The organism is Mesorhizobium sp. ES1-6 (assembly GCF_020164775.1).
Taxonomy (GTDB): domain Bacteria; phylum Pseudomonadota; class Alphaproteobacteria; order Rhizobiales; family Rhizobiaceae; genus Mesorhizobium.
On sequence record NZ_JAIUGU010000007.1, the window covers coordinates 230,450 to 253,042 of the forward strand.

Below are 22,593 nucleotides of genomic sequence, written 5' to 3' on the forward strand. Positions count from 1 at the left end.
GCATGGACACCTTCTTCTCCTTCTACGTGCTGCCGGCGCTGATCATTCTACTGAAATCGGTCGTGCTGATCGTTATCCTTTTGGTCTTCGTCGCCTACATTCTCTACGCCGACCGCAAGATCTGGGCGGCCGTGCAATTGCGCCGCGGCCCGAATGTCGTCGGCCCCTGGGGTACGCTGCAGGCCTTTGCCGACCTGCTGAAATTCGTCTTTAAGGAACCGGTCATCCCGTCCGGCGCCAACAAGGGGGTGTTCCTCCTGGCGCCGCTGGTCTCGGCGGTGCTGGCGATCTCGGCCTGGGCGGTCATTCCGGTCAATGAGGGCTGGGCGATCGCCAACGTCAATGTCGGCATCCTCTATGTCTTCGCCATCTCCTCGCTGGAGGTTTATGGCGTTATCATGGGCGGCTGGGCGTCCAACTCGAAATATCCATTCCTCGGCGCGCTGCGTTCGGCGGCGCAGATGGTGTCCTACGAGGTCTCGATCGGCTTCGTCATCGTCACCGTTCTGCTGACCGCCGGCTCGCTCAACCTCAGCGATATCGTGCTGTCGCAGCATGACGGAATTGGCACGCGGCTTGGCCTGCCCAACACCTTCCTCGACTGGAACTGGCTGGCGCTGTTCCCGATGTTCATCATCTTCTTCATCTCGGCGCTGGCCGAGACGAACCGGCCGCCCTTCGATCTGGTCGAAGCCGAATCGGAGCTGGTCGCCGGCCACATGGTCGAATATTCCTCGACGCCGTTCCTGCTGTTCTTCCTGGGCGAGTATGTCGCCATCGTCCTGATGTGCGCGCTGGCCACCATCCTGTTCCTCGGCGGCTGGCTGCCGCCCTTCGACTTCGCGCCCTTCACCTGGGTGCCGGGCGTCATCTGGTTCGTGCTGAAGGTCTGCTTCGTGTTCTTCGGCATCTCGATGGTGAAGGCCTTCGTGCCGCGCTACCGCTACGACCAGCTGATGCGGCTGGGCTGGAAAGTGTTCCTGCCGATCTCGCTGTTCATGGTCGTCGCCACCGCTGCTTTCCTCAAGATCACGGGGTTTGCGTGATGAGTGATATATCTGCGGGTTTTTTGGGAGTTGTTGCCGGCCTGCTTGTTGCCATGTTCGGCAATGTTGTTGTGTTGCCTTATGTGCTACGACAGCAGGGGCAGAAGCTCTCCGCAAACTACCGCGCTCCTATATTTAGTTGGGATAGGCAGCAAGTGGCGTCGCTCACGAGAGCCGCGTATCGCTTCCTGATGCCGATCCTGTTCGGGTTTGTTGGCGCCGTCACCGCAATTCAAGTATTTGGGGGTGCTGAATGAGTGCTCTGTCCCAGGCCGCCAAATCGCTGCTGCTGCAGGATTTCGTCAGCGCCTTCTTCCTGTCGATGCGCCAGTTCTTCGCGCCGAAGGAGACGATCAACTATCCGCATGAGAAGGGGCCGACCAGCCCGCGCTTCCGGGGCGAGCATGCGCTGCGCCGCTATCCCAATGGCGAGGAACGCTGCATTGCCTGCAAATTGTGCGAGGCGATCTGCCCGGCGCAGGCCATCACCATCGAGGCCGGGCCGCGCCGCAATGACGGCACGCGCCGCACCGTGCGCTACGACATCGATATGGTGAAGTGCATCTATTGCGGCTTCTGCCAGGAAGCCTGCCCGGTCGACGCCATTGTCGAGGGGCCGAATTTCGAGTTCGCGACGGAGACGCGCGAGGAACTCTACTACGACAAGGACAAGCTGTTGGCGAATGGCGACCGGTGGGAGCGCGAACTGGCGCGCAACATCTCGCTGGACTCGCCTTATCGGTGATTAGCGTGCTTCTCCCCATTCACGGGGAGAAGATGCCGGCAGGCAGATGAGGGCGGCGCCAAGGCTGCAAATCTCCGCGCTGCCCCTCATCCGGCCCTTCGGGCCACCTTCTCCCCGTGAACGGGGAGAAGGAACAAGAAAGTGGACGGCGCGACGTCGCACGTCTAAGGACAACGCGGCTTCGCTACCGGAGGCGGGACGAAGCCAAAGACAACAAACAGGACGAGCGTCCTGTTTGGACAGGAACCCGGGGGATCCCCAATGCTGAGTGGACTAGAGGCGGCCTTTTTCTACCTCTTCGCCTTTGTCGCGGTGGCATCGGCGTTCATGGTCATTTCGTCGCGCAACCCCGTGCATTCGGTGCTGTTCCTGATCCTGACCTTCTTCAACGCCGCCGGTCTGTTCATGCTGACCGGCGCCGAGTTCCTGGCGATGATCCTGCTCGTCGTCTATGTCGGCGCGGTGATGGTGCTGTTCCTGTTCGTCGTCATGATGCTCGACGTCGATTTCGCCGAGCTGAAGAGCGGCGCCCTGCAATACGCGCCGATCGGCGCGCTGGTCGGGCTGATCCTGGCGGCGGAGCTGATCATCGTGCTCGGCGGCTACACCTTCGCGCCAAAACTCGCCTCGACGGTCGCAAAGCCAATTCCGGACCTCGCCGCGCGTTCTAACACGGCCGCGCTCGGCGACATCCTCTATACCGACTACCTCTACTACTTCCAGATTTCGGGCCTCATCCTGCTGGTCGCCATGATCGGCGCCATCGTCTTGACGCTGCGCCACAAGGAAGGGGTCAAGCGGCAGTCGATCGCAGCCCAGGTCGGCCGCACGCCGGCGACCGGCATGGAAATCCGCAAGGTCAAGTCGGGCGAAGGAGTCTGAGATGGTCGTCGGCATCGCACATTATCTGACCGTATCGGCGATCCTGTTCACGCTCGGCGTGTTCGGCATCTTCCTGAACCGCAAGAACGTCATCGTCATCCTGATGTCGGTCGAGCTGATTCTGCTGGCGGTCAACATCAATTTCGTCGCCTTCTCGGCGGCGCTCGGCGATCTGGTCGGCCAGGTGTTCGCGCTGTTCGTGCTGACGGTCGCGGCGGCTGAAGCCGCGATCGGACTTGCCATTCTCGTCGTCTTCTTCCGCAACCGCGGCTCGATCGCGGTCGAAGACGTGAACATGATGAAGGGTTGACGGGGCGACTATGTATCAAGCGATCGTCTTCCTTCCGCTGCTCGGCTTCCTGATCGTGGGCCTGTTCGGCAACGCGCTCGGCGCCAAGGCATCCGAATACATCACCTCGGGCTTCCTGGTGATCTCGGCGGTGCTGTCTTGGGTTGCCTTCTTCAGCGTCGGCTTCGGCCATGGCGAAGTGTTCACCGTGCCGGTGCTGCACTGGATCCAGTCCGGCGGGCTGGACGTCTCCTGGGCGCTCAGGATCGACACGCTGACGGTGGTGATGCTGGTGGTGGTCAACACCGTGTCGGCGCTGGTTCATATCTATTCGATCGGCTACATGCACCACGATCCGAACCGGCCGCGTTTCTTCGCCTATCTGTCGCTGTTCACCTTCGCCATGCTGATGCTGGTGACGGCAGACAACCTGGTGCAGATGTTCTTCGGCTGGGAAGGAGTGGGCCTCGCGTCCTACCTGCTGATCGGTTTCTGGTACAAGAAGCCCTCCGCCAATGCCGCGGCCATCAAGGCCTTCGTCGTCAACCGCGTCGGCGATTTCGGCTTCGCGCTCGGCATTTTCGGCGTGTTCGTGCTGTTCGGCTCGGTCAATCTCGGCACCATCTTCGCCAATGCGGCGACGTTCATTCCCGCTGAAGGCGCGCCGCAGGGTGCGGCCGTGCTCACTTTCCTTGGCCATGCGCTCGACAAGCAGGCTGCGATGACGGTCGTGTGCCTGCTGCTGTTCATGGGCGCCATGGGCAAGTCGGCGCAGGTGCCGTTGCACACCTGGCTGCCGGACGCCATGGAAGGCCCGACACCGGTGTCGGCGCTCATCCATGCCGCCACCATGGTGACGGCCGGCGTGTTCATGCTGGCGCGGCTGTCGCCGCTGTTCGAACTGTCGCATTCGGCGCTGACGGTGGTGACCTTCATCGGCGCCTTCACCGCTTTCTTCGCGGCGACCGTCGGTCTCGTCCAGAACGACATCAAGCGCGTCATCGCCTATTCGACCTGCTCGCAGCTCGGCTACATGTTCGTGGCGCTCGGCGTCGGCGCCTATGGCGCGGCGATCTTCCATTTGTTCACGCACGCCTTCTTCAAGGCGCTGCTGTTCCTCGGCTCGGGCTCGGTCATCCATGCCGTTTCCGACGAGCAGGACATGCGCAAGATGGGCGGTCTGAGGAAGCTGATCCCGACCACCTACTGGATGATGGTGATCGGCACGCTGGCGCTGACCGGCGTCGGCATTCCGGTGACCGTCATCGGTACCGCCGGCTTCTTCTCCAAGGATGCCATCATCGAGACGGCCTTTGCCGGGCACAATTCCGTCGCGGGCATGGCTTTCGTGCTGCTGGTGATCGCCGCCGGCTTCACCTCCTTCTATTCCTGGCGGCTGATCTTCATGACCTTCCATGGCAAGCCGCGGGCGAGCCACGAGGTGATGCATCACGTCCATGAATCGCCGCCGGTGATGCTGGTGCCGCTGTTCATCCTGGCGGCCGGCGCGCTGTTTGCCGGCATCATCTTCCACAATTCCTTCATCGGCGAAGGCTATGCCGAGTTCTGGAAGGCGTCGCTGTTCACGCTGCCGGACAACCATATCCTGCATGAAATCCATGAACTGCCGCTGTGGGTGGAGTTGTCGCCCTTCATCGCCATGCTGATCGGCCTGGCGCTGGCGTGGAAGTTCTATATCCGCTCGCCGGAAATGCCGGCCAATCTCGCCGCGCAGCATCGCGGGCTCTACGCCTTCCTGCTCAACAAGTGGTATTTCGACGAGCTCTACGACTTCTTGTTCGTGCGCCCGGCGAAGGCACTCGGCCACTTCCTGTGGAAGACCGGCGACGGGACCATTATCGACGGGCTCGGACCTGACGGCATTTCGGCACGCGTCGTCGATGTCACCAACCGCGTCGTCAAGCTGCAGACCGGCTATCTCTACCACTACGCCTTCGCCATGCTGATCGGCGTTGCCGCACTCGTCACCTGGATGATGCTCTGATGACCGCCTGGCCAATCCTCTCGCTGGTCACCTTCCTGCCGCTGGTTGGTGCGCTGTTGATCCTGTTCATCAGGGATGACAGCGAAAACGCGCGCCGCAACATCCGCGCGATCGCGTTCATAACCACGGCTTTCACCTTCGTGGTATCGCTGTTCATCTGGACCGGCTTCGATAATTCGCAGGCCGGCTTCCAGTTCGTCGAGAAGACCGCCTGGCTCGACTCCGGCATTTCCTACCATATGGGCGTCGACGGCATTTCCATGCTGTTCGTCATCCTGACGACCTTCCTGATGCCGCTTTGCATCCTGGCCTCGTGGGAAGCGATCGAGAAGCGCGTCAAGGCCTATATGATCGCCTTCTTGCTCTTGGAAACGCTGATGATCGGCGTGTTCTGCGCGCTCGACATCGTGCTGTTCTACGTCTTCTTCGAAGCCGGCCTGATCCCGATGTTCATCATCATCGGCGTGTGGGGCGGCAAACGGCGCGTCTACGCCTCGTTCAAGTTCTTCCTCTATACGCTCGCCGGTTCGGTGCTGATGCTGCTCGCCATCATGGCGATGTTCTTCCAGGCCGGCACGACCGACATCCCGACGCTTCTGACGCACAATTTCCCGGCCAACATGCAGACCTGGCTATGGCTTGCCTTCTTCGCTTCCTTCGCGGTGAAGATGCCGATGTGGCCGGTGCACACCTGGCTGCCCGACGCGCACGTCGAGGCGCCGACGGCCGGTTCCGTCATCTTGGCCGGCATCCTCCTGAAAATGGGCGGGTACGGTTTCCTGCGCTTCTCCTTGCCGATGTTCCCGCTGGCCTCCGAAATGTTCGCGCCGCTGGTGTTCACGCTCTCGGTCGTCGCCATCATCTACACCTCGCTGGTGGCGCTGATGCAGGAGGACATGAAGAAGCTGATCGCCTATTCGTCGGTCGCCCATATGGGCTTCGTCACCATGGGCATCTTCGCCATGAACCAGGAAGGCGTGCAGGGCGCGATCTTTCAGATGCTCAGCCACGGCCTGGTCTCGGGCGCGCTGTTCCTGTGCGTCGGCGTCATCTACGACCGCATGCACACGCGTGAGATCGCGGCCTATGGCGGCCTGGTCAACAACATGCCGAAATACGCCACCGTGTTCCTGATCTTCACCATGGCCAATGTCGGCCTGCCGGGCACGTCGGGCTTCGTCGGCGAATTCCTGACCATGCTGGGCGTCTTCCGGGTCAACACCTGGGTGGCGTTCTTCGCCGCCACCGGCGTCATCCTGTCGGCCGCCTACGCGCTCTGGCTCTACCGCCGGGTGATCTTCGGCGCGCTGACCAAGGACAGCCTGAAGGGCCTGCTCGACCTCTCGACCCGCGAGAAGGCGATCATCTATCCGCTGGTCATCCTGGTCATCTTCTTCGGCGTCTATCCCGCCCCCGTCTTCGACGCGACGGCCCAGTCGGTCAAGTCGCTCGTCACCAATGTCACCGCATCCATCGGCGCCGCGCAGACCGCGGCGGCGAACTGACCCAGGGGTTTTGCGAATCATGACGCCGGACCTTCTCTCCAGCCTGTCGCTCTCGACGCCCGAGCTGATCCTTGCCATCGGCGCGCTCGCGCTGCTGATGGTCGGGGCCTATTCGCGTTCCAACACCGCCAATACGGTGACCGGCCTTGCCGTCGCCGTGCTGGTGATCGCGGGCGCCTGGCTGATCTTTTCGACGGGGCAGGGCAGCGCCTATGGCAACGCCTTCGTCCAGGATTCCTTCGCCCGCTTCATGAAGGTGCTGGCGCTGGTCGGCTCGGCGGTGACGCTGGTGATGTCGATGCGCTTTGCCAAGGCGGAGCGTTTCGACAAGTTCGAATATCCGGTGCTGATCCTGCTCTGCACGCTGGGCATGATGCTGATGATCTCGGCCAACGGCATGATCGGGCTCTATCTCGGCCTCGAACTGCAGTCGCTGGCGATCTATGTGCTGGCCGCGATCAACCGCGACAATCTGCGTTCGACCGAAGCCGGCCTGAAATATTTCGTCCTCGGCGCGCTGTCGTCGGGCATGCTGCTCTACGGCATCAGCCTGGTCTACGGTTACACCGGCAACACCGGCTTCCAGGAGATCGCCACGGCGCTCGGCAGCGGCGAACGCCAGCTTGGCCTCGTCTTCGGCCTCGTCTTCGTGCTGGCCGGGCTTGCCTTCAAGATCTCGGCGGTGCCGTTCCACATGTGGACGCCGGACGTCTATGAGGGCGCGCCAACCCCGGTGACGGCTTTCCTGGCCGCGGCACCGAAGATGGCGGCGATGGCGCTGATCGTGCGCGTCACCATGGGCGCGTTCAAGCCGATCGCTTCCGACTGGCAGCAGATCATCGTCTTCATCTCGATCGCCTCGATGGCGCTCGGCGCCTTCGCCGCCATCGGCCAGACCAACATCAAGCGGCTGATGGCCTATTCCTCGATCGGCCATATGGGCTATGCGCTGGTCGGCCTTGCCGCCAACAGCCAGGCCGGCGTGCGCGGTGTTGCCATCTACATGCTGATCTACCTGGTGATGACGCTCGGCACTTTCGCCTTCATCCTCGCCATGCGGCGCAAGGAGGGCAATGTCGAGCAGATCAGCGATCTCGCCGGCCTGTCGTCGACCAACCCGGTCATGGCGACGATCCTGACCATCCTGATGTTCTCGCTGGCCGGCATTCCGCCGCTCGCCGGCTTCTGGGGGAAGTGGTACGTCTTCCTCGCCGCCATCAACGCCCATCTCTACGCGCTGGCGATCATCGGCGTGCTGGCCTCGGTGGTGGGCGCCTACTATTATCTGCGTATCATCAAGATCATGTGGTTCGATGAGCCGGTCGGCGGTTTCGTGCCGATGGCCAGCGAATTGCGGCTCGTGCTCGGCGTCAGCGGCGCCTTCGTGCTGTTCTACGTGCTGATCGGCGGGCCGATCGGCACCTATGCCGAAGCCGCCGCCAAGACATTTTTCTGACGGGATGGCATTTCGGCTGGCTCCAACCTCGGCGTCGGAAGGGTTCCGGCTCGAGGCGCATGACAGTGTTGGCTCCACCAACGCGCTGGCGCTGGACCATGCCCGCGCCGGCGATCCCGGCAAGCTCTGGGTCGTTTCCAAGAAGCAGGAAAGCGGGCGAGGCCGGCGCGGCCGGGCCTGGGCAACGCCGCAAGGCAATCTGGCGGCGACGCTGCTCGTGCTCACCGGCGGCGAGCTGCGCCTCGCCGCGACGCTCGGTTTCGTCGCTGGACTGGCGCTGGCCGACGCGCTCGACGCGGTGGTGCCGAAGGGCCGCATCGCGATTGGGCTGGACGGCGCGAGCCAGGGACAGAACCGCTTCGAGCTGAAATGGCCGAACGATGTGCTGGCGTCAGGGGCGAAACTCGCCGGCATCCTGCTGGAGTCGGCTATGCTCGACGGCGGCCGCTTCGCGGTGGCGGTCGGCATCGGCGTCAATGTCGTGGCGCACCCGCAAGATCTGCCCTATCCCGCGACATCGCTCCACGCGCTGGGCGCGGCTTGCGATGCCGAGACGCTGTTTCTGGCGCTATCCGACGCCTGGAGCGAGAATGCCCGCCTTTGGGACGAAGGGCGTGGCCTTGCCGCCATCAGGAAGCACTGGTTGGCCCGCGCCGCGGGCCTCGGCGGCGAGGTTGCTGTCAGAATTGACGGTAATGTGGTGCGTGGCGTGTTCGAGACCATTGACGAGGACTGCCGTTTCGTGATCCGCGACGATGAGGGTTCTGTCCTGACGGTCGCCGCCGGCGATGTGCATTTCGGCGCGGTTGCGTCCGCGCGGATATAGTTTTGTTTTTGAGCAATTCCGGCCTGAAAACCGTTAGATACGTTTGCTGGAATTGCTTTAACGGCTTGGCCCGAGGGCCAGGAAGGGAAAAATAATGGCGAAAGCGGACAACGCCGAACTCGTCTTCGTGCCGCTCGGCGGCGTCGGCGAGATCGGCATGAACTTCGCCCTCTACGGCTACGGCCCACCGAGCGCGCGCGAGTGGATCGTCATCGATGTCGGCGTCACCTTTCCCGACGCGGCGCATCCGGGCGTCGACCTGATCCTGCCCGACACGCGCTTCATCGAGGAGAACCTCGCCAATTTGCGCGGCATCATCATCACCCACGCGCATGAGGACCATTACGGCGCACTGCTCGACATCTGGCCGAAGCTGAAGGCGCCAGTCTGGATGACGCCGTTCAGCGCCGGCCTGCTGGACGCCAAGCGGCAAGGCGAGCAGGGCGCGCCGAAAATCCCGGTGACGATCTACCGGGCCGGCGAAAAGTTCACCGTCGGTCCCTTCGAGATCGAAGCCATTCCGGTGGCGCACTCGATTCCAGAACCGATGTCGCTGGCAATCACGTCGCCGGCGGGCACCGTCATCCACACCGGCGACTGGAAGATCGACCCGGAACCGACGATCGGTCCCAAGACCGACGAGGCGCGCTTCCGTGCCTATGGCGACAAGGGCGTGCTGGCGCTGATCTGCGATTCGACCAATGCGCTGCGCGAAGGCGAGTCGCCTTCGGAAGTGGCCGTCGGCGAAGGCCTGAAAGGCGTCATCCAGGCCGCCAAGGGCCGCGTCGCCGTCACCACATTCTCCTCCAATGTCGGGCGCATCGTTTCGATCGCCCGGGCGGCGCGCGATGCCGGCCGCCAGTGTCTCGTGCTCGGCCGCTCGCTGAAGCGCGTCATCGATGTGGCCGACGAGCTTGGCTACATGGACGGGCTGCCGGAGTTCATCGCCGAGGAGGACTTCGGCTTCATCCCGCGCGAAAACCTGGTCATCATCTGCACCGGCAGCCAGGGGGAGCCGCTGGCGGCCCTTGCCAAGCTGTCGCGCGACGAGATGAAATCGGTGTCGCTGACGGCGGGCGACACGGTGGTGTTTTCCTCGCGCACCATTCCCGGCAACGAGAAGGCGATCCTCGAAATCAAGAACCGCCTCATCGATCTCGGCATAAAGATCATCGAGGACGGCGATGCGCTGGTGCACGTCTCCGGCCACCCCCGGCGCAGCGAATTGCGCAAAATGTACGAATGGGTGCGCCCGCAAATCGGCGTTCCCGTGCATGGCGAGGCAGCGCACCTGGTGGCGCAGGGCTCGCTGATGTCGACCTCCGGCATCGGCCAGGTGGCGCAGGTGCGCGACGGCGACATGCTGCGGCTCGCGCCAGGTCCCGCCACGATCATCGACCAGGTGCCGTTCGGCCGCGTCTACAAGGACGGCAACCTGATCGGCAGCGATCAGGCGATGGGCATTCGCGACCGCCGCAAACTGTCCTTTGCCGGCCATGTCGCGGTCAATGTCGTGCTCGATGACAAGTATGAGCTGGCCGGCGATCCCGATCTGGTCGCCATCGGCGTCGCCGAGGCGGATGCCAGCGGCGAGGCGCTCGAGGATTTGATGATCGACGCGGCCGTCGGCGCGGTCGATTCGATCCCGCGGCAGCGCCGCAAGGACCTCGACCTGGTGCAGGAGGCGGTACGGCGCGCGGTGCGTGGCGCGGCCAACGAAGCCTGGGGCAAGAAGCCGCTGGTGACGGTGTTTGTGACCAGGTAGTGAGTAGTGAATAATGAATAGTCATGTCCGCTGTTTGGTACCACTCACTACTCACTACCCCCCGGAGTGAACCAATGCTCGGACGGCTGAACCATGTCGCGCTTGCGGTGCCGGATCTGGCTGCAGCCATTGCCGCTTACCGCGACACGCTCGGCGCCGAAGTGACCGAGCCGCAGGCGTTGCCGGAGCATGGCGTCACCGTGGTGTTCGTCAATGTCGGCAACACCAAGATCGAATTGCTGGAGCCGCTGGGCGAGAACTCGCCGATCGCGGCGTTCCTGGCGAAGAACCCGTCCGGCGGCATGCATCATCTCTGCTACGAGGTCGACGACATCCTGGCAGCGCGCGACCAGCTCAAGGCCGCCGGTGCCCGCGTGCTGGGCGACGGCAATCCGAAGCCAGGGGCGCATGGCAAGCCGGTACTGTTCCTGCATCCGAAGGATTTCTTCGGCACGCTGATCGAACTGGAGCAATCATGAGCTGGGTCTCGTTCACGGCGCTGTTTTTCGCGACCTGGTGGGTGGTGCTGTTTGCCGTCCTGCCGTTCAGCGTCAGGACGCAGGACGACGATCGCGAGGTGACGCTGGGCACGGTTCCGAGCGCGCCGCGCGGGCCACATATGTTGCGCGCCGTGATCCGCACCACCATCGCGACGGCTGTTCTGATGGGCATTTTCTATGGCCTGACGCATGGGCTGGGATACAGCCTCAATGACATCCCGCACATCGTGCCGGATTTCGGCCAGACCCCGGCCAAGTAGGTAGCCCCGGCAAAGGTGCTTCGACGAGATCGAAGCCGCGGATGGGCATCGGGACGCCGCCCGGTCTGGCGGCCATGAGCTGCTGACGCAAGGTCATGTAGCCCGGCAAATCATGGTGCTAACCAGATGATTGCACAAAAAAAATGCAAGGCACGAGGCCTTGCAATTAAACGCGTCCGATCTGTTTCCGGTTTCCGGCGGCAGCGAGTAACCGCGCCTAGATCGCATCCTCCCAAGACTTTGACCGCGTAGGAAGGCAGATTTTTTTCTGCCCTCTCGGTTATCGGGGCACATTAGCCCAACCGAAATGAAAATGTCACGAAGAATTTTGCCTTGAAACGGGCATTCTCGTGCTGCACTGCACAATAGTGCGGCAGGCTTTGCTTTTGAAACGAACAGCAAGCCTTCGCGCCATGTTCACGATTGACGCGCGGAAAGAATTGGCGCGTCAACCCTAAGAGGTTCGGTGGGTTCCATTGTCGGCGCCGGCATATCCGGAAGCGAGGGATTCCGGGCCGGAAGCGGCCGATGTGCCGGCATGTCCGGGTTTCCATTCCGTCATGAAATCGCTATGAAGCCGGGGCAAGCAAGCCTGCGCCGCGTCGATTCTGGCGTGGCCATTCTCATTCACGGACCAGTCCATGCGTTTGTCGCGCTATTTCCTGCCTATCCTCAAAGAAAATCCGCGCGAGGCCGAAATCGTCTCGCATCGGCTGATGCTGCGCGCCGGCATGATTCGCCAGCAGGGGCAGGGCAGTTTTTCCTGGCTGCCATTGGGCAAGCGGGTGCTGGACAAGGTCTGCAAGATCATCCGCGAGGAGCAGAACCGCGCTGGCGCGCTGGAGATCCTGATGCCGACCATCCAGTCGGCCGATCTTTGGCGCGAGAGCGGTCGTTACAACGACTACGGCAAGGAGATGCTGCGCATCAAGGACCGGCAGGACCGCGACATGCTCTACGGTCCGACCAACGAGGAAATGGTCACCGAGATTTTTCGCGCCTACGTCAAGTCCTACAAGGACCTGCCGCTCAACCTCTACCATATCCAGTGGAAGTTCCGTGACGAGGTGCGGCCGCGCTTCGGCGTCATGCGTTCGCGCGAATTCCTGATGAAGGACGCCTATTCCTTCGATCTCGACTTCGAGGGAGCGCGGGCCGCCTATAACAGGATGTTCGTCTCCTACCTCAGGACCTTCACGCGCATGGGGCTGCAGGCCATCCCGATGCGGGCCGACACCGGGCCGATCGGCGGCGATCTCAGCCACGAATTCATCATCCTGGCCGACACCGGCGAAAGCCAGGTCTTCTGCCATCGCGATTACCTGTCGCTCGCCGTGCCCGGCGCCAACACCGATTTCGCCGATGACGGGGAGATCGCCGATATCGTCAAGATTTGGACGACGCCTTACGCCGCCACCGACGAGATGCATGACGAAGCGGCCTGGGAGAAGGTTCCGTCAGCCGACCAGGTGTCGGCGCGCGGCATCGAGGTCGGACACATCTTCCACTTCGGCGAAAAATATTCCAAGCCCATGGGCGCCAAGGTGACCGGGCCCGACGGCAAGGATCATTTCGCCTCGGGCGGCTCCTACGGTATCGGCCCGTCGCGGCTGGTGGCGGCGATCATCGAGGCCAGTCACGACGAGAACGGCATCATCTGGCCCGATGCCGTGGCGCCGTTCGATATCGGCCTGATCAACATGAAGGCGGGCGACGCCGACTGCGACCGCGTCTGCGAAGAGCTCAACGCCGCCTTCACCGCCGCCGGCAAGGACGTGCTCTACGACGACACCGACCAGCGGCCGGGCGGCAAGTTCGCCACGGCCGACCTGATCGGCCTGCCCTGGCAGGTGATCGTCGGCCCGCGCGGCGTGGCCGCCGGCGAAGTCGAGATCAAGAACCGCAAGACCGGTGAGCGCGTGACGCTGCCGATCGCCGACGCGGCGAAACGCTTCGGTGCCGCCGCATGAGCGAGGCGGCGGCAGCGAGATCGGCGGGCGCCGGGCCGTTTTCCATCTTCGAACGCACGGTCGCGTGGCGCTATTTGCGTTCGCGGCGCAAGGAGACGGTGATCTCGGTGATCGCCTCGATCTCCTTCCTCGGCATCATGCTGGGGGTGGCGACGCTGATCGTTGTCATGGCCGTGATGAACGGGTTTCGCGCCGAGCTCTTGACGCGCATCCTTGGCGTCAACGGCCATCTGATCGTGCAGCCGCTCGATTCTCCGCTTGAGGACTACGCCCAGGTCGCGGCCCGCATCAACGGTGTACCGGGCGTCAAATACGCCATTCCACTGATCGATGGCCAGGTGCTGGCGCAAGGCAATGTCGGTGGCGGCACCGGCGCGCTGGTGCGCGGTATCAGGGGCGAAGATCTCGGCAAGATCGCCATCGTGGCCAGCAACATCAAGCAAGGCACGCTCGCCGATTTCGATACCGGCGAGGGCGTGGCCATCGGCAAGCGCATGGCCGAGAATCTCGGCCTGACGCTGGGCGATACCATCACGCTCATCTCGCCGGATGGCGACGTGACGCCGATCGGCACGACGCCGCGCATGAAGGGCTACAAGATATCGGCGATCTTCGAAGTCGGCATGTCGGAATATGACACCTCCATCGTCTATATGCCGTTCTCCGAAGCGCAGCTCTATTTCAACATGGACGGCCGGGCGCAGACGATCGAGATCTATGTCGACAATCCCGACGATGTCGACGCGCTGAAGCCGAAGGTGGAGGCGGCGGCGCAGCGGCCGATCGACATGGTCGACTGGCGCCAGCGCAACGAAACCTTCTTTTCCGCGCTGCAGGTCGAGCGCAACGTCATGTTCATGATCCTGACGCTGATCGTGCTGGTGGCGGCGCTCAACATCATTTCCGGGCTGATCATGCTGGTGAAGGACAAGGGGCACGACATCGCCATCCTGCGCACCATGGGCGCCTCACGCGGCGCCATCCTGCGCATCTTCCTGATGACGGGAGCCGCGATCGGCGTCACCGGCACGCTCGCCGGCGTGCTGCTCGGCGTCGTCATCTGCACCAACATCGAATCGATCCGCCAGTTCTTCTCCTGGATGACCGGCAAGGTGCTGTTCAATCCGGAGCTCTATTTCCTCAGCCAGTTGCCGGCCAAGATGGATCCGCGCGAGACGACCTATGTCATCATCATGGCGCTGGCGCTGTCCTTCCTGGCAACCGTGTTTCCCGCATGGCGGGCCGCCCGCCTCGATCCGGTCGAAGCCTTGAGGTACGAGTAGTGGCCGAGGTCATTATCGAGCTGAAGAGCGTCGAGCGGCACTATGTCCAGGGGCCGCGCAAGCTCACCATCCTGAACGGCGCCGATTTCTCGCTGCGGCGCGGCGAGATGGTGGCGCTGGTGGCGCCGTCCGGCACCGGCAAGTCGACGCTGCTGCACACCGCTGGCCTGCTGGAACGCCCCGACGCCGGCGACGTGATCCTGTCCGGCCGGGCCTGCGGCCGGCTGTCCGACGACGAGCGCACCTCGATCCGCCGCAACGACGTCGGCTTCGTCTATCAGTTCCACCATTTGCTGCCGGAGTTTTCGGCGCTTGAAAACATCATGATGCCGCAGCTCATCAAGGGGCTGTCGCGTAAGGAAGCGGCCGAACGCGCGGCGCAGCTGCTCGACTACATGCAGATCGGCAAGCGAGCGTCGCACCGGCCATCCGAGCTGTCCGGCGGCGAACAGCAGCGCGTCGCCATCGCGCGCGCGGTCGCCAACGCGCCGCTGGTGCTGCTTGCCGACGAGCCGACCGGCAATCTCGACCCGGTCACCGCTTCCTACGTCTTCGAGGCGCTGGAGGCGCTGGTCCGGCAATCGGGGCTCGCCGCGCTGATCGCCACCCACAATCACGAACTGGCCTCGCGCATGGACCGGCGCGTGACGCTCGCCGACGGCAAGGTGGTGCCGCTTTAAGGCACGCCGATATTCGGATGAGGCCGGCCTGCGGATGGCAGGTTCCTGCGCTTCCGTTACTCACGTACGTTAAGTACGCTCCGTTCCGGTTCTCGGAACCTACCATCCTCGGTTCGGCCTGGTCCGAATCTCGACGCGCCTCGAATCGCGCCGAGAAATCTCCATCAACCTTTTCTTAACCCTGCGAAACCGACTCCCCACGAATTCGCATCCGGGGGCTTTGAGGTGCGTTGACATTGAAACAAAATTAGAACAAATTGCGAACATAACAACAACAGGAGAGAGTTATGACCGATCTGGTTCAGGATGTCGTCTCGCTGGTTTGCATGAGTGCCTTCCTTGTTTCCATGGCGATCTGGATCGGAGCCATGTGATTTGGCGGCGCCCGCCGTCGCTGTTCCTCGATGGCGAAGGGCGCTCCGCCGTTAAGCTTTTCTTGCCGCGGCAAAGTTAGGATGCGCTTCCAAGGCAGGGAGCAATGTCCAGGTGTCGCCCATCGTCACGGCCATTCTGGTGGCCAGCAATCTCGGGCTGATCTTTCTCTTGATGACGGTGCCGCTTGGTTTGCGCACGGTCCGGTCGAGCCGCATCGTGGCAATGGACCGGCAGCGCCTGTGGCAGGCGCTGTGGCCGCTTGGCAGCGATGCCGGCTGGTCCGGCGAGATCCTGTCGGCGCAGCCGCTGGACGAAGAGGGCGTGGGCCGCATCATGCTGTCGTGGGAAGGCCGCGACGGCAAGCCGATCCAGCGCAGGGCGCGGTTCGAAGATGTCGTCGAGGGCAGCCGCTTCTCGATGCGGGTGATCGAGGACACCGCGCTCGATGCCTCGTTCTGGAAGGATTACAGCGAGACCGCCGAACTGGTTTCGGAGGGCAGCGCCACGCGCGTGACACTCGGCCGGACCGACCGCTACCGTGGCGTTGCCCTTCTGGTGTTTCGCTACTTCGCCATGCGTCGGGAGCTCTCCAAGCTGCAGCGTTGGGCGGTAACCGGGCAGTACCGCAAGGGTGGCTGGTTCGAGCATCCGTTGAGCCAGGTCGGCTTTGCCGTGCTGTCGGCGTTGATCCTGTGGCCGTTCTTCGGCCTCCATCTCGGCGGGCTGGCGTTGGCCGCGATCCTGACATCGGTGGTGGCGCTGCATGAACTCGGCCACATGGCGGCGTTCCGGCTGACCGGCCATCGCAGGGTGCGGATGATCTTCATCCCGCTGCTCGGCGGCATCGCCATTGGCGGCCGGCCCTACAACAGCCGTTTCGAAGTGGCCTTCGTGGCGTTGATGGGGGCGGGGTTCTCCGCCTTCCTGGTGCCGATCGTCATTGCCGCCAGCGTGTTTGCCGGCGAGGAGGGCCACAAGGTGGCGGCCGCGCTGCTGGCGGCGCTGGCAGGCTGCGCGGCCCTGTTCAACATCGCCAATCTGGTGCCGGTGTGGAAATTCGACGGCGGTCAGGTGCTGCGCCAGATCTGCCCGGGGCCGATCGTGCTCGCGCTGGCGTCGTTCTTCCTGCTGTCTGCCTTTCTGGCGCTTGGCTGGCAGGCTGGCTTTTCCCTGGGTTTCCTGCTGGCGGCCGGTGCGGTGTTTTCGGTCCTCAGCCTGCTCACCGTCGGCAGCGGGGTGAAGCCACGTCACGAACTGGAGCCGATCGGCACCTTCGATCGTATTGCCCTCGCGGGCGCCTTGCTGGCGGCGTTCGCCATCCATGGCTGCGGCGTGCTGTGGGCTTCCGCCCAGCTGATCTAAGGTGTGTCGATATTCAGGTGATGCCGACCTGCAAACGGTGGGCTCGGCCTGACCTGAATCTCAACACACCTTAGGCAGTTCTCAGACCGAGAGGGTCAGCCGGTCTTGCGGGCCGCTTCGGCGGGCAAGGCCGCGGCGGCACCGAACACATCCTCGAAAGCGGATTTCAGTGCCAGGTCGAGATCGGCCATGGTCAGGGGCAGGCCAAGGTCGACGAGGCTGGTGACGCCGTGATCCTGCACACCGCATGGCACGATGCCGCCGAAATGGGCGAGGTCCGGCTCGACATTGATGGCGATGCCGTGAAAGCTCACCCAGCGCCGCAGCCGGATGCCGATCGCCGCGATCTTGTCCTCGGCCGGTGAACCGTCGGGCAAAGCAGGGCGGTCCGGCCGCACCACCCAGACGCCGACCCGGTCCTCGCGGCGTTCCCCGCGCACGTTGAAGGCGGCGAGCGTGCCGATGATCCATTGTTCGAGCGCGGCGACGAAGGCGCGCACGTCCTCGCGCCGGCGCTTCAGGTCGAGCATGACATAGGCAACCCGCTGGCCGGGTCCATGATAGGTGTATTCGCCGCCCCGTCCTGCCGAAAAGACCGGGAAGCGGTCGGGTTCGATCAGGTCCTCGATGCGGGCGCTGGTGCCGGCGGTGTAGAGGGGCGGATGCTCGACCAGCCAGACCATCTCTCCGGCGGCCCCGCTACGGATCGCCTCGGCGCGCGCCTCCATGAAGGCAAGCGCGTCGGGATAGGCGGTGAGGCCGGGCTGGACCAGCCATTCGACCGGCGCCGAACCGGGCAGGGGCAGGAACGACGTGGCGATCTGGCTGCGTTCTGTCATGACGTGTCTCGTGTTGCCTCCATATGGCGATATCGGGCGCAAACGTCCAGTTCGGGGCGCTCATTCCAATCCTGTGGACCGTTATGCCAATCGCCTGGGATTATTGCGCATTGCGCACTTGTTTCGCTGGAAACGATTTGCTACACGCCGCGAGCCGGTCGGTTCCGGCTCCTACCACGTGCGGTCGTGGCGGAATTGGTAGACGCGCAGCGTTGAGGTCGCTGTGGGGCAACCCGTGGAAGTTCGAGTCTTCTCGACCGCACCATTTTCTCCCTGGCAAATCTCTGTTCTCTAGCGGCAGCTCCCGATCGTGCCAGGGACCCGCCTCTCGTCCAAATCCTTCGGTCGCGCTGTGCCGGCGTGAACGCCTTGATGCAGCCACCGGCTCTTTAAACGAAGCGGCGGCGCGTCGTGCCATGACCGCCGTTCTGTGTCTTCGAACTGCCTGAATTCGCCCGATCCTGACTCACGCCGCCTTCTTCATCCGCGCCAGCGTGTCGGCCACCACCTCGCCAAACGACGACGGCGTCGGCACGATAATCACCCCGGCTTCTTTCAGGATCTCGACCTTCTCCTGCGCGGACTCGCCGAAGGCCGAGATGATGGCGCCGGCATGGCCCATGCGGCGGCCTTTTGGGGCGGACAAACCAGCTATGTAGGCGATCAGCGGCTTTCGCATGTTGTCGCGCGCCCAGATCGCGGCTTCGGCTTCCTGCGGTCCGCCGATCTCGCCGATCATCACCACGGCGTCGGTCTCGTCGTCCTGCTCGAACAGCTTCAGAATGTCCTTGAAGGAGGAGCCGTTGATCGGATCGCCGCCGATGCCGACGCTGGTCGAGACGCCGATGCCGAGCGCCTTCATCTGCGAGGCGGCCTCGTAGCCCAGCGTTCCCGAGCGGCCGACGATGCCGATGCGGCCGGGCAGGTAGATCGAGCCGGGCATGATGCCCATCAGCGCCTGTCCGGGCGTGATCATGCCGGCGCAGTTCGGCCCGACCAGCCGCATGCGGTCCTCGAAGCGGTAGCGGCGCATGTAGCGCTTGACCTGCATCATGTCCTGCGAGGGGATGCCGTCGGTGATGCAGACGCAGAGCTTTATCCCCGCATCCGCCGCCTCCATGATCGAATCGGCGGCGAAGGGCGGCGGCACGAAGACGATGCTGGCCTCGGCGCGGGTCTCGCGCACCGCGCCCTTTACGGTGTTGAAGACGGGCAGGCCGAGATGCGTCTGGCCGCCCTTGCCGGGGGTGACGCCGCCGACGAGCTTGGTGCCGTAGCGCTTCATGTCCTCGGCATGGAAGCTGCCGATCTTGCCGGTGAAACCTTGCACGATGACGCGCGTGCCGCGGTTGAGCAGGATTGCCATTTTTCTGTCCTCCCTCAGGCTGCTTTTTTCTTGGCCGCGCGCCAGGCGGCGACGGCTTTTTCGGCGGCTTCGGCGAGCGTGTCGGCGACGATCACCGCCTCGCCGGAATCGGCCAGGATCCTGCGCCCTTCCTCGGCCCTGGTGCCGGAGAGCCGCACCACCAGCGGCACGTTGACGCCGACCTCGCGGATCGCCTTGATGACGCCTTCGGCAACCCAGTCGCAGCGGTTGATGCCGGCGAAGATGTTGACCAGGATGGTCTCGACATTCTTGTCGCCGAGCACGGCGCGGAAGGATTTCGCCACACGCTCGGGCGAAGCGCCGCCGCCGATGTCAAGGAAGTTGGCCGGTTCGCCGCCGGCGATCTTGATCATGTCCATCGTCGCCATGGCGAGCCCGGCGCCGTTGATGATGCAGCCGATATTGCCGTCGAGGCCGACATAGGAGAGGCCGCGGTCGCTGGCGAAAGTTTCGCGCGGGTCTTCCTGGCTCTTGTCGCGCAATTCGGAGATTTCCGGCCGCCGAAACAGCGCGTTCTCGTCGAACGACATTTTCGCATCGAGCGCGACCAGGCTGCCGTCGCGGGTCACCACCAGCGGGTTGATCTCCAGCATCGAGGCGTCGTAATCGCGGAACACCTGGTAGCAGCTGAAGATGGTCTCGGTCGCCTTGCCGATCAGGCTGTCCTCCAGCCCGAGCCCGAAGGCGATCTCGCGCGCCTGGAAGCGCTGCATGCCGACGCCTGGGTCGACGGTGGCGCGGATGATCGAATCGGGCGCCTTCTCGGCGATCTCCTCGATCTCCATGCCGCCGGCGGCCGAGGCCACGATCATGACGCGCTCTTCCTTGCGGTCGAGCACGAAGCCGAGATAAAGCTCCTGCGCGATGTCGACGGCTTCCTCGAGATAGAGGCGCGAGATCAGCTTGCCGCGCGGGCCGGTCTGGTGGGTCACCAGCTTACGCCCGAGCATGGCCTCGGCGGCGCTGGAAATCTCCTCGTCATTGGAACAAAGCTTGATGCCGCCGGCCTTGCCGCGCGCGCCGGAATGAACCTGCGCCTTCAGCACCCATTTGCCGCCGCCAATCTCGCGCGCCCGGTAAGTCGCCTGTTCGGGGCTATAGGCCAGCCCTCCGCGCGGCACGTGGATGCCATGCCGGGCGAGCAGTTCCTTGGCCTGATATTCGTGGATGTCCATTCTTTTCTCCTCCCCAATCCTCAAAGTGCGGCGGCGTATGTCTGGCCGGCGCGTTCGATGGCGTCGTTGACCACCAGAACGTTCCTGGCCATGCGTTCCGACGCGGCGTCGATCATCTTGCCATCGAGTGCTGCTGCTCCCTTGCCCTGCGCCTCCGCCTCCTTCAGCACCTCCAGGATGCGGCGGGCGCGGGTGACTTCCTTCTCCGGCGGCGAGAACACGTCGTTGGCCAAGGCAATCTGCGAGGGATGGATCGCCCATTTGCCTTCGATACCGAGGGCTGCGGCGCGCCGGGCGGCCGCCTTGTAGCCTTCAGGATCGGAGAAATCGCCGAACGGCCCGTCAATGGCGCGCAGACCATAGGCGCGGCAGGCGACGGTCATGCGTGACAGGGCGAAATGCCACTGGTCGCCGGGATAGTCGGGGTTGAGGCCGCCAATGTTGACGGTACGCGCCTTGTTTGAGGCGGCATAATCGGCAACGCCGAAATGCATGGCTTCCAGCCGGCCTGGCGTCGCGGCGATGGCCTCGACATTGGCCATGCCGAGCGCGGTCTCGATCAGCGCCTCCAGGCCGACGCGGGTCTTGAAGCCCTTGGCCATCTCGATCTGGTTGACCATGGCCTCGACCATATAGAGATCGGCCGGCACGCCGACCTTCGGCACCAGGATCGTGTCCAGCCGGTCGCCGGCCTGTTCCATCACATCGACGACGTCGCGGTACATATAGTGGGTGTCGAGCCCGTTGATGCGCACCGAAACGGTCTTGCCCTTGGCGCGCCAGTCGATGTCGTTCAGCGCCTGGATGATGTTCTTGCGGGCGCGTTCCTTGTCGGGCGGCGCGACCGCGTCCTCGATGTCGAGGAAGACGAAGTCGGCGGCGCTGTTGGCCGCCTTGTCGATCATCTCCGGGCTGGAGCCGGGAACCGCCAGCTCGCTGCGTTGGAGCCTCAGTTTCCTGAGATGGTTGATGGTGTGGCTCATCGTCTCTCCCCCTCAGGCGGCTTCCGCGACCGGCAGCGCGGCCGAGGCGCGGAAATGCTGGATGGCGGCGCCGACACCGGAGCCCGGCGCCAGCCGCACGCCGCAATCGAGCAGCGCCATTTCGACCGCCGACAGCGATGCCAGCACCATCACCTCGTTCAGCCAGCCGAGATGGCCGATGCGGAACACCTTGCCGAACACTTTGTTGAGGCCGCCGCCGAGCGATGTCTGGTAGGCGCTGTAGGCGCGCTTGACGACGTCGCCGCTGTCGATGCCATCCGGCACCAGGATAGCGCTGACCGTGTCGGAATGCCATTTCGGCGCCTTGGCGCAGAGTTTCAGCCCCCAGGCATCGACCGCCTTGCGCACGCCTTCGGCGAGGCGATGGTGACGGGCGAAGATGGTCTCCAGCCCTTCCTCGGCGATCAGGTCGAGCGAGGCGCGCAGGCCGCGCAGCAATTGCGTCGCCGGCGTGTAGGGGAAATAGCCGGCGTCGTTGGCGCGGATCATGTCCTCGAAGGAGAAGAAGCAGCGCCGGTGGGTCGCGGTCCTGGCGGCGATCAGCGCCTTCCTGCTGACCGACAGGAAGCCGAGGCCGGCCGGCAGCATGAAGCCTTTTTGCGAGCCGCTGACGGCGCAATCGACGCCCCATTCTTCCTGGCGGAAGTCGATCGAGCCGATCGACGAGACGCCGTCGACGAAGAGTAGAGCGGGGTGGTTCGCATCGTCGAGCGCCGCGCGGCAGCCGGCGACGTCGCTGGTGACGCCGGTCGCGGTCTCGTTCTGGGTGCAGAAGACGGCCTTGATGCGATGCGTCTTGTCGGCCTTCAGCCGCTCCGCATAGAGGTCCAGTGGAACGCCGGTTCCCCATTCGCAGTCGATCACGTCGACCTCGAAGCCGAGCCGCTCGGCCATGTCGACCCACAGATGCGAGAACTGGCCGAAGCGTGACATCAGCACCCGGTCGCCGGGGCTGAGCACATTGGTCATCGCCGCCTCCCAGGCACCGGTGCCGGAGGACGGGTAGATGAAGACGCGGCCGGTCTCGTTCTTGAAGACGCGTTTGATGTCCTCGAACAGCGGCAAGGTGAGGTCGGGGAAGGAGCCCGCGCGCATGTCCTCCATCGGAAGGTTCATCGCCTGCCGCACCTGCTCGGGGATGTTGGTCGGCCCGGGAATGAAAAGATGGGTGAAACCGGCCATGGTGCGAACTCCTCCTGATCCAGCAAAGCGGTGATGGGGAGTTTCGTTTCGACGGCT

The 22,593-nt window shown here is 63.8% G+C and carries 21 protein-coding genes and 1 tRNA gene; 17 read left to right on the forward strand and 5 right to left on the reverse strand.

Annotated features, from left to right (window positions below; all coding sequences use genetic code 11):
• The first annotated feature begins 2 nt into the window (after positions 1 to 2).
• The 16 genes from nuoH (at position 3) to LB564_RS19460 (ending at position 16,949) form a co-directional block, all read left to right on the forward strand.
• Positions 3 to 1,046 (forward strand): NADH-quinone oxidoreductase subunit NuoH, encoded by a 1,044-nt coding sequence (nuoH, locus tag LB564_RS19385; protein WP_140701776.1) that lies wholly within the window; start codon positions 3 to 5, stop codon positions 1,044 to 1,046.
• The gene (locus tag LB564_RS19390; RefSeq protein ID WP_140701775.1) at positions 1,046 to 1,303 is read left to right on the forward strand and encodes a hypothetical protein; all 258 of its coding nucleotides are present in this window, start codon (positions 1,046 to 1,048) and stop codon (positions 1,301 to 1,303) included. The genes nuoH and LB564_RS19390 overlap by 1 nt, the downstream gene beginning before the upstream one ends.
• Complete coding sequence (nuoI, locus tag LB564_RS19395; RefSeq protein WP_023812382.1) at positions 1,300 to 1,791, forward strand: NADH-quinone oxidoreductase subunit NuoI; 492 nt, start codon at positions 1,300 to 1,302, stop codon at positions 1,789 to 1,791. Before LB564_RS19390 ends, nuoI begins: the two co-directional genes overlap by 4 nt.
• Before the next feature lie 261 nt (positions 1,792 to 2,052).
• Complete coding sequence (locus LB564_RS19400; RefSeq protein ID WP_224540148.1) at positions 2,053 to 2,673, forward strand: NADH-quinone oxidoreductase subunit J; 621 nt, start codon at positions 2,053 to 2,055, stop codon at positions 2,671 to 2,673.
• Between the two features lies 1 nt (position 2,674).
• Positions 2,675 to 2,983 carry an NADH-quinone oxidoreductase subunit NuoK gene (nuoK, locus tag LB564_RS19405; protein ID WP_019858930.1) on the forward strand — a complete coding sequence of 103 codons (309 nt, stop codon included), beginning with the start codon at positions 2,675 to 2,677 and terminating at the stop codon, positions 2,981 to 2,983.
• 10 nt (positions 2,984 to 2,993) lie between these two features.
• On the forward strand, positions 2,994 to 4,967 hold the full coding sequence (nuoL, locus tag LB564_RS19410) for an NADH-quinone oxidoreductase subunit L (protein ID WP_224540150.1): 1,974 nt from the start codon (positions 2,994 to 2,996) through the stop codon (positions 4,965 to 4,967).
• Entirely contained in the window at positions 4,967 to 6,472 is a 1,506-nt protein-coding gene (locus LB564_RS19415) for an NADH-quinone oxidoreductase subunit M (RefSeq protein WP_140701772.1), read from the forward strand. The genes nuoL and LB564_RS19415 overlap by 1 nt, the downstream gene beginning before the upstream one ends.
• Before the next feature lie 19 nt (positions 6,473 to 6,491).
• Positions 6,492 to 7,928, forward strand: a complete 1,437-nt coding sequence (gene nuoN / locus LB564_RS19420; RefSeq protein ID WP_224540152.1) for an NADH-quinone oxidoreductase subunit NuoN — start codon at positions 6,492 to 6,494, stop codon at positions 7,926 to 7,928.
• A gap of 4 nt (positions 7,929 to 7,932) precedes the next feature.
• Positions 7,933 to 8,754 (forward strand): biotin--[acetyl-CoA-carboxylase] ligase, encoded by an 822-nt coding sequence (locus LB564_RS19425; protein ID WP_224540154.1) that lies wholly within the window; start codon positions 7,933 to 7,935, stop codon positions 8,752 to 8,754.
• 94 nt (positions 8,755 to 8,848) lie between these two features.
• Complete coding sequence (locus tag LB564_RS19430) at positions 8,849 to 10,519, forward strand: ribonuclease J (RefSeq protein WP_224540157.1); 1,671 nt, start codon at positions 8,849 to 8,851, stop codon at positions 10,517 to 10,519.
• 74 nt (positions 10,520 to 10,593) lie between these two features.
• On the forward strand, positions 10,594 to 10,998 hold the full coding sequence (gene mce, locus LB564_RS19435; RefSeq protein WP_140701768.1) for a methylmalonyl-CoA epimerase: 405 nt from the start codon (positions 10,594 to 10,596) through the stop codon (positions 10,996 to 10,998).
• Positions 10,995 to 11,279: a DUF1467 family protein gene (locus LB564_RS19440; protein WP_140701767.1), complete on the forward strand. Its 285-nt coding sequence runs from the start codon at positions 10,995 to 10,997 to the stop codon at positions 11,277 to 11,279. The genes mce and LB564_RS19440 overlap by 4 nt, the downstream gene beginning before the upstream one ends.
• A 641-nt stretch (positions 11,280 to 11,920) precedes the next feature.
• Positions 11,921 to 13,249, forward strand: coding sequence for a proline--tRNA ligase (gene proS / locus LB564_RS19445; protein WP_224540159.1), 1,329 nt, complete (start codon positions 11,921 to 11,923; stop codon positions 13,247 to 13,249).
• Entirely contained in the window at positions 13,246 to 14,532 is a 1,287-nt protein-coding gene (locus LB564_RS19450) for a lipoprotein-releasing ABC transporter permease subunit (protein ID WP_224540161.1), read from the forward strand. The genes proS and LB564_RS19450 overlap by 4 nt, the downstream gene beginning before the upstream one ends.
• Positions 14,484 to 15,212 carry an ABC transporter ATP-binding protein gene (locus LB564_RS19455; RefSeq protein ID WP_224540163.1) on the forward strand — a complete coding sequence of 243 codons (729 nt, stop codon included), beginning with the start codon at positions 14,484 to 14,486 and terminating at the stop codon, positions 15,210 to 15,212. The genes LB564_RS19450 and LB564_RS19455 overlap by 49 nt, the downstream gene beginning before the upstream one ends.
• Positions 15,213 to 15,698: 486 nt before the next feature.
• On the forward strand, positions 15,699 to 16,949 hold the full coding sequence (locus tag LB564_RS19460; RefSeq protein ID WP_224540165.1) for a site-2 protease family protein: 1,251 nt from the start codon (positions 15,699 to 15,701) through the stop codon (positions 16,947 to 16,949).
• A 95-nt stretch (positions 16,950 to 17,044) separates the two neighbouring features.
• On the opposite strand, the gene lipB is transcribed toward LB564_RS19460, so the two are convergent.
• Positions 17,045 to 17,788 (reverse strand): lipoyl(octanoyl) transferase LipB, encoded by a 744-nt coding sequence (gene lipB, locus LB564_RS19465; protein ID WP_140701762.1) that lies wholly within the window; start codon positions 17,786 to 17,788, stop codon positions 17,045 to 17,047.
• 180 nt (positions 17,789 to 17,968) lie between these two features.
• Between lipB and LB564_RS19470 the strand changes: the two genes are divergently transcribed.
• Positions 17,969 to 18,053: transfer RNA gene (locus LB564_RS19470), tRNA-Leu, on the forward strand.
• Between the two features lie 201 nt (positions 18,054 to 18,254).
• Here LB564_RS19470 and sucD read toward each other — a convergent pair.
• The 4 genes from sucD to LB564_RS19490 are packed head-to-tail and all read right to left on the reverse strand — an operon-like array spanning position 18,255 to position 22,536.
• Complete coding sequence (gene sucD, locus LB564_RS19475) at positions 18,255 to 19,154, reverse strand: succinate--CoA ligase subunit alpha (RefSeq protein ID WP_224540167.1); 900 nt, start codon at positions 19,152 to 19,154, stop codon at positions 18,255 to 18,257.
• 14 nt (positions 19,155 to 19,168) lie between these two features.
• On the reverse strand, positions 19,169 to 20,350 hold the full coding sequence (locus LB564_RS19480) for a malate--CoA ligase subunit beta (protein WP_224540168.1): 1,182 nt from the start codon (positions 20,348 to 20,350) through the stop codon (positions 19,169 to 19,171).
• 20 nt (positions 20,351 to 20,370) lie between these two features.
• Positions 20,371 to 21,333, reverse strand: coding sequence for an HpcH/HpaI aldolase/citrate lyase family protein (locus LB564_RS19485; protein ID WP_140701759.1), 963 nt, complete (start codon positions 21,331 to 21,333; stop codon positions 20,371 to 20,373).
• Positions 21,334 to 21,345: 12 nt separating this feature from the next.
• On the reverse strand, positions 21,346 to 22,536 hold the full coding sequence (locus LB564_RS19490; protein ID WP_140701758.1) for an aminotransferase class V-fold PLP-dependent enzyme: 1,191 nt from the start codon (positions 22,534 to 22,536) through the stop codon (positions 21,346 to 21,348).
• Between the last annotated feature and the right edge of the window lie 57 nt (positions 22,537 to 22,593).

Coding starts and splice junctions, on each gene's coding strand:
- nuoH (WP_140701776.1), top strand. CDS start 3: ATGGACACCTTCTTCTCCTTCTACGTGCTGCCGGCGCTGATCATTCTA.
- LB564_RS19390 (WP_140701775.1), top strand. CDS start 1,046: ATGAGTGATATATCTGCGGGTTTTTTGGGAGTTGTTGCCGGCCTGCTT.
- nuoI (WP_023812382.1), top strand. CDS start 1,300: ATGAGTGCTCTGTCCCAGGCCGCCAAATCGCTGCTGCTGCAGGATTTC.
- LB564_RS19400 (WP_224540148.1), top strand. CDS start 2,053: ATGCTGAGTGGACTAGAGGCGGCCTTTTTCTACCTCTTCGCCTTTGTC.
- nuoK (WP_019858930.1), top strand. CDS start 2,675: ATGGTCGTCGGCATCGCACATTATCTGACCGTATCGGCGATCCTGTTC.
- nuoL (WP_224540150.1), top strand. CDS start 2,994: ATGTATCAAGCGATCGTCTTCCTTCCGCTGCTCGGCTTCCTGATCGTG.
- LB564_RS19415 (WP_140701772.1), top strand. CDS start 4,967: ATGACCGCCTGGCCAATCCTCTCGCTGGTCACCTTCCTGCCGCTGGTT.
- nuoN (WP_224540152.1), top strand. CDS start 6,492: ATGACGCCGGACCTTCTCTCCAGCCTGTCGCTCTCGACGCCCGAGCTG.
- LB564_RS19425 (WP_224540154.1), top strand. CDS start 7,933: ATGGCATTTCGGCTGGCTCCAACCTCGGCGTCGGAAGGGTTCCGGCTC.
- LB564_RS19430 (WP_224540157.1), top strand. CDS start 8,849: ATGGCGAAAGCGGACAACGCCGAACTCGTCTTCGTGCCGCTCGGCGGC.
- mce (WP_140701768.1), top strand. CDS start 10,594: ATGCTCGGACGGCTGAACCATGTCGCGCTTGCGGTGCCGGATCTGGCT.
- LB564_RS19440 (WP_140701767.1), top strand. CDS start 10,995: ATGAGCTGGGTCTCGTTCACGGCGCTGTTTTTCGCGACCTGGTGGGTG.
- proS (WP_224540159.1), top strand. CDS start 11,921: ATGCGTTTGTCGCGCTATTTCCTGCCTATCCTCAAAGAAAATCCGCGC.
- LB564_RS19450 (WP_224540161.1), top strand. CDS start 13,246: ATGAGCGAGGCGGCGGCAGCGAGATCGGCGGGCGCCGGGCCGTTTTCC.
- LB564_RS19455 (WP_224540163.1), top strand. CDS start 14,484: ATGGCGGGCCGCCCGCCTCGATCCGGTCGAAGCCTTGAGGTACGAGTA.
- lipB (WP_140701762.1), bottom strand. CDS start 17,788: ATGACAGAACGCAGCCAGATCGCCACGTCGTTCCTGCCCCTGCCCGGT.
- sucD (WP_224540167.1), bottom strand. CDS start 19,154: ATGGCAATCCTGCTCAACCGCGGCACGCGCGTCATCGTGCAAGGTTTC.
- LB564_RS19480 (WP_224540168.1), bottom strand. CDS start 20,350: ATGGACATCCACGAATATCAGGCCAAGGAACTGCTCGCCCGGCATGGC.
- LB564_RS19485 (WP_140701759.1), bottom strand. CDS start 21,333: ATGAGCCACACCATCAACCATCTCAGGAAACTGAGGCTCCAACGCAGC.
- LB564_RS19490 (WP_140701758.1), bottom strand. CDS start 22,536: ATGGCCGGTTTCACCCATCTTTTCATTCCCGGGCCGACCAACATCCCC.